Origin of the sequence: Planktotalea frisia, from assembly GCF_001890925.1 — a bacterium.
Lineage (GTDB): Bacteria > Pseudomonadota > Alphaproteobacteria > Rhodobacterales > Rhodobacteraceae > Planktotalea > Planktotalea frisia.
This window is the reverse complement of record NZ_MLCB01000058.1, coordinates 1-5,679: the sequence shown is the minus strand read 5'-3', so window position 1 is coordinate 5,679 and position 5,679 is coordinate 1. Positions and strand designations below refer to the sequence as shown.

Annotated in this window: 5 protein-coding genes; all 5 read right to left on the bottom strand. The window is 45.8% G+C overall.

What is annotated here, in order from left to right; genetic code table 11:
- Positions 1-135: 135 nt before the first annotated feature.
- The 5 genes from PFRI_RS03455 to PFRI_RS03435 all read right to left on the bottom strand — a co-directional run bounded on the left by PFRI_RS03455 (position 136) and on the right by PFRI_RS03435 (position 5,346).
- Positions 136-681 carry an HNH endonuclease family protein gene (locus PFRI_RS03455; protein WP_170124903.1) on the bottom strand — a complete coding sequence of 182 codons (546 nt, stop codon included), beginning with the start codon at positions 679-681 and terminating at the stop codon, positions 136-138.
- A 41-nt stretch (positions 682-722) separates the two neighbouring features.
- A complete protein-coding gene (locus tag PFRI_RS03450) occupies positions 723-1,751 on the bottom strand; it encodes a hypothetical protein (RefSeq protein WP_139292081.1) in 1,029 nt (342 codons plus the stop codon).
- A 73-nt stretch (positions 1,752-1,824) separates the two neighbouring features.
- Positions 1,825-2,811 carry a hypothetical protein gene (locus PFRI_RS03445; protein ID WP_139292080.1) on the bottom strand — a complete coding sequence of 329 codons (987 nt, stop codon included), beginning with the start codon at positions 2,809-2,811 and terminating at the stop codon, positions 1,825-1,827.
- 236 nt (positions 2,812-3,047) lie between these two features.
- Positions 3,048-3,914, bottom strand: a complete 867-nt coding sequence (locus PFRI_RS03440; protein WP_072629349.1) for a hypothetical protein — start codon at positions 3,912-3,914, stop codon at positions 3,048-3,050.
- Complete coding sequence (locus PFRI_RS03435) at positions 3,865-5,346, bottom strand: Na(+)/H(+) antiporter subunit B (RefSeq protein WP_072629348.1); 1,482 nt, start codon at positions 5,344-5,346, stop codon at positions 3,865-3,867. The genes PFRI_RS03440 and PFRI_RS03435 overlap by 50 nt, the downstream gene beginning before the upstream one ends.
- Positions 5,347-5,679 lie beyond the last annotated feature (333 nt).

Sequence of the window (5,679 nt, the reverse complement as noted above, 5' to 3'; positions counted from 1 at the left end):
ATAAAGAATATGAAATCCAAACCCGCAAACTCTCGTTATGAATGAGGGAGCCTAGGGGGGCAGGTCATGATTCATGCTATTGGGCGTGGTTCCCCAGCCGGACCATGCCCCACAAGTTTTGTCACTGACGCTTTATCAACAATATTTGTTTTTTTCTTTCTGGATAGCGCTTAGCTCGCCCATGCTCTGTTGAAGCTTGTACAATGTCACCACTCGCTGAAACCTCAATATGTACTCGCAGCGGAACCGGACATTTGGCGGCAACCATTTTGACGGTCCTGATGCTGATTTTTGTCGGTTTACGCTTTTTTCAACCGCAAAGAGATTAATTGGATCATTTGCAAATTGCCGCCGCTTAGTCGATGACCAGTTATGCGCCCCTCGCTCCCAGCTGTACTTCAGAGGAACTAAATGATCGATGTCAAGAAACTGGCTCTCTGTGAAAATTCGATCGGTGTAGGGGTCCAGCCACCTACCACGTACTACTCTGCAGCTGTTTTCTGATAAGTCTATCGGGCCGGTCGACAGCTCTTGAAGGAATTCGTGGCGTGTATTTTGGCAATCGTTGTCCACATCGGCCCATGCACCAAATGAAGAACGGTCATAATTTGGGACGTCAGCAAATAAGGCTACGCTGCTTACCACACAGGTAAACCAGACCGACATGAATTTCAATTTCATACAAGACATACTGTAAATGCAAAAAGTTCTGATAGAGCCATTCATTGTTTGCGCCGAACCCGGATTTCTATTCGGCGAAGCTGCGTAGGGTCATATGTCTCAGGGGATAGGTTCATTTCATCTGCAGGACTAATCATCTGTGCAGCAGAATAGGGTAAGATTGTGTATCCCTGCAGTTCGGGAATCTTCATCAACTCCCTCGTAACACTCAACGCACGCGCATATCCTAAACCTGCATTGTCGTTTGCTCTCAGAGCAATACTGTTCGCGGCCTGCAAGTCAGCAGCGGACACCTCGTCTAGGTTTGTTGTTCGAGTACTCCTCATTCTTTGAAGATCCGTGTGACCGATAACTTCGATCACATCAGCATCATAGTCTTCTAAAATACTCAAAATTTGCCGAGATATTTCGTTAGAAAGTGCCGCTTGGAACTCGTCAGCTAGCTTTGCGCTGCCAACTTTGAATGAATAATCTTTCGCTTCACTTAATGAGATAATTGGCGGCCAGTTGTTACCAGACGGAGCTTTAGGTGTTGGATTAGCCTTCTCAAGAGCAGCTTCTCTAATTTCACGTATCTCTTCAGGCGAAAGTTGAGATACGGTGTCAGCGTTCGAGAAGAACTGTTCTCGTTGATCAGGATTTAGTTCTGACAATATCGCTGCTTCGTCTTGGCTTACTGAATATTGTGCGACTGTAGTAAGCTCTTCCCACTCATCAACAGTAGATAGCTGAAGTTCCTTTACGAAATTTGGATTGTCCTCCAAGGCATAAAGAAACTCTTCAGCTTTCCGCGGGTTGGTAGCCTGTAGTTTTACAAATTCCTCTATTACCGTGTTTAGAAACTCATTGCCGATCCTACTTTTGGATGAAGATGCTATCTGTACCGTTAAAATCTTGATTTGGTCCGCTAGAGCTTGGTTTTCTGTAGAAAGAACTCTGTTGATCTCTTCTTGTGCCGATAATTCTTCGTTGGATTGCGCTAATTTTTGATCGGCTGCCTTCAACTCGTCATTAACAATTTTTAAAAACAACAATATACAGAAAATCAACAACAGCAGAACTTCAGCCATCGTGAGGCCAAAAATAACTCCCCTTCTGTAGCTTTCAGCTTCTCCCGATATTGTGCGTTTGGATACCATGCCTTTAAGACCGGTCTGCAACGAACTTCAGTTTGCGTTCGATTGCGCTTTTGGCCTCTGCAAGGGTCAGGTACTGTTTATCGTTTACAAAGTACCCCTTACCCTGTCCGCGATAAACTATAGCGCTCCCCATATGCATAAAAGTCTGCATGTAAGAGGATTTGACGAAGCTTTGTGCCGACGATAGGGCGGCGCTGTCTCTAGTTTTCCGCTCTTCAGCGACATCGCCTGTATTACCTTCAGTAGTCTCTACTGAACTTTGAACATAACGCTTGGCAGGCGCAGAGTAGTCAATACTTGCTTGTTCATTAAACTGATCAAATGCCGCCTTCAGCTCGTCGATACCTTCTTGCCTACCTTCAACTAATTCAGCTTGCACTTTGACGAGTTGCTCACGGAGGGACGCTACAATCTTGTCGTCTATAATTCCTGTGTCTGCATAATGCTTGGTCAGCTTGACCAAAGCGGATGATACTTCATCTATTTTTTCAATGGCTTTTCGATTAGCTGCAGTAAGCTCACGATTGCTTTCGGTTACACTGGCGATTGCGCTTGTGGCTTCGATGTTGGCATCTTTGGTTTTTTCGGCCAATTCCAGTAACGGTTTAGCACTATGTTCTGCCAGTTCTTCAACGGACCTAAGAACTTTTTCAGATATTTCCTCGACGTTCTTTTGAATGTCAGCATATCCTTCAGCTAACACTTGCAGGGACAGCTGCCTAAAATCAGACAGCTGGGAGACAGTCTCTGTCATTTCAGACTTTACTCTACGAGTGGCTTCGGCAAGCTCGAGCCTAGACGCTTCTTCAATGTCAGCTGGGTCGACACGCAACTGGTTTAAACCTACTCGTGCTGCAATACCAATCAGCGTTGACACAATTGCTACTCCGAAGTTGGCTAGAATGGCATCGGGACTATCTACCGACAAGGCAACTGCGAGGGAGGTCAATGTGTACAAAAAGCCAAGATAATAAATATTATCAGCGGCCACATCAGTCCTTAGTTTCGTGGCAGGGACTAGAGTGACAAAGATCACATAACCCCCCATCAAAATAAGAGCTGTGACAATTATTATCGCCTTGGGTACTGAAGAACTTGGTTCGAAAAAAGCGTACACTATGGTCTTTTCAAAAATCAGAATAAGTGCTCCAATGACGTAAACCGCAAAGAAAAATAATGCATGACGGCTTGAGCCAATGTTGCTAGGGCCGCGCCTCCTCTTAACCATCAAAGCTCACCACTGAGTATTTTTATAGAGTTAATCTCGGACGAAAATTCTTGCTTGAATACCTTGGCCCAGAACCGAACTACATCCAATGTTGAATATTTATTTTGATCTCGACGGACGATGAGTATCTCAATGTCCAAAGCCTTGTATGATTTTCCAAACTTCTCGGTCGCTCTGCTCGCGCTAAACGCCTCAAAATCTAATCCGCTCTGGTACACAGAGAACACGTCTGTGTGCTCTAGCATGTCTGTAATTAAAATAATTTTATTTTTGCCTGCTGGATATGATGCCGCATCAACATCCATTGGATCGGGCATGATCACACTCAGTTCCTGCAAAGAGGAGAGTAGCGGAGACCTCCTGGCCTCGAACTCTTCCTCGAACACTGTCTCCAGTGCCTTTGAAAGGGTTACTTCAAACTCAGAATACTTTGCAGAAATTAGAGCTGGGTTGGCTGTAAGCCCCTGTTGAGCAAGATCGTCCATTTGGTCTAAGCGCCCCGGGTTGCATACGCTTGCTACCGGCTCTCTCTCAAGGCCGTCCTCGTCTAGCGTGAATACAGACACGCGATAATAACGAGGTATAGTGCGCTGGACCTCTAGGATGTTTCTCCGCACCTCTTCTTTGGTGATCCGCGACATACCGTCAGTTGTGTCCAACAACAGAGCGACGGTTCCTCGCGAACCCGCTTTTGGACAAAGGTCCGCCTGCTCTAGTGTCACTGGTTTCTCGGTATTCAACAGAAGAAAGGCACCCGCGCCAACGAGGGCGGTGAAAAAACTAAATGCAGCAATAATTGCAAATATAGTGCCCGAGTTACCCTTCGACTTTTTCCGCTTGTTCCGCGTTTTGCGTTTTTTGACCATCAGAATACTCTTCGTTTAGGATGTCGAGATTGCGATATTGACGAATGCCGTTGGAATACTCGTCGAGCACGACCCTGATTTGGTCATCAAGTATTTGCTTTGCTTGAGTTATCCTTGACTTAATTTCTTGTGCTTCCCTAGGCTCGAACGATGCGCCAGATGAGAGTGACATCTCGGGAACTAGATAGCGTTTATTGAAACGATCAGGAGCTGGCTCGGTCCGACATTTTTTATTGCTCTCGTAATAAAACGAGAAAAGGGCGTTAGCTGCCCGCTGAAGTTGCTCATGATGCGCTGCATAAAGGCTGCTCAACCGATTACGGTTTGAGAGAATATTATCCAGTTCGCGCTGACGTGCTGAAAGTGCTGAACCAATCTCCGTCAGCTGATCTTGATAATCTGCTTTAATTTCGTTCAAATCTTCAATCAGATCGTCAAACTGTTCCTTGTACTCAGTCTGCTCTTCATCCCAGCGCGCTTGCCTCTTGGTGTATCCGGGAAAGATATCGGAAAAAGTTATGACATCGACTAAGGTAACCACCGCGAAGAGTACGCCAATGGCAAACAGCATCCAGCTTTCAAAGTCGTTCAACCCAAGAGGGTTCTGCAGTATATTTTGGAGTATATCAGCACCAGCGCCGTCAACAAAGGTTGATGCGACCTCCCGGTAATGCGCAAGAGCTAAGTTTATCGCCAACACTATAGCAATCCATGCGGCGATTCCGAGAAGCCCCAATAATTTCCAAAACAACCCTCGCCTAACTATTTGTTTAATGACGTACAGCGTGAGGACTATTGAGAAACCAATGTTGAGTGCAGCGAAGGTGAGTGCCTCAAACACGCCACCAATGAGGCCTTGTGTGCTGCCTTTGGCGAGATAGGTGCCGTTGAAGTAGGTTTCAAAAACGAGCATCGTCAAAATGATTAGAACGCGCAACACCATGTCCAATGATGTAACCGTTTTAGCTGTGCGGTGTTGTAGGCCGTTGGACTTTCGAAAATAGCTATACTCCGTTTCAACATCTAGGAGCTTTCGCCTACGAGTGTTCATATCATTCAAGCCACTCTGAATTTGCGCTTGAATGTCACTGACGGCCAATGGGCCAGCTTGTCTAAGCTCCGAAAAGTGACCCTCAAAGTCCAAATTTGAGATTCGCTCATTGTAAGTGTGGATTTGGTTCTCAGCAGACTCATTTGCTGATGATTTCGCGGCAGCAATGCGCTCTTGTATCTGAGACTCAATTTCATCGGGGATTTGCGAATCCGAGGAAGGTTGGTTTTCCGCGCCCTTCTCCACACCTTTTTCCTCTAAAATCAGTTCTTTAGCCACCTTATCAACATCGAATTGACCAAAAATTTCGGTGTTGATGCGGTAATCATGTTGAGGCGTTTTGAACGCGTCGATAAGCTTTGAAAGTGACGGACTGGCCATGTTAACTCTTACTTGTTTCGGGCAAATTGCTAGACTAAGGAGTAAATATCAACTGGGAACGTAAATTTAACGTCAGAAAGCACCGGAGATACTTCATCAATCTTGCATTTCCGACGGCGTAATTACAGTCAGTATATTGACCCTAGCTGTCATAATTTCACAACCAGACTCATAAAGAACAGCTGGCTCTCCACATGATGCGGCCGTTGAGCTGCTGGAGTATCCCCGTGAAAGTGGTCCAACAACCGGGGTAATTTGATTCCATAATTTGGGGGGGGTGAAGTGGTCCTACTAATTCGGACAGGTTTGTGGCTCAGCTAAGATGTAATCGGG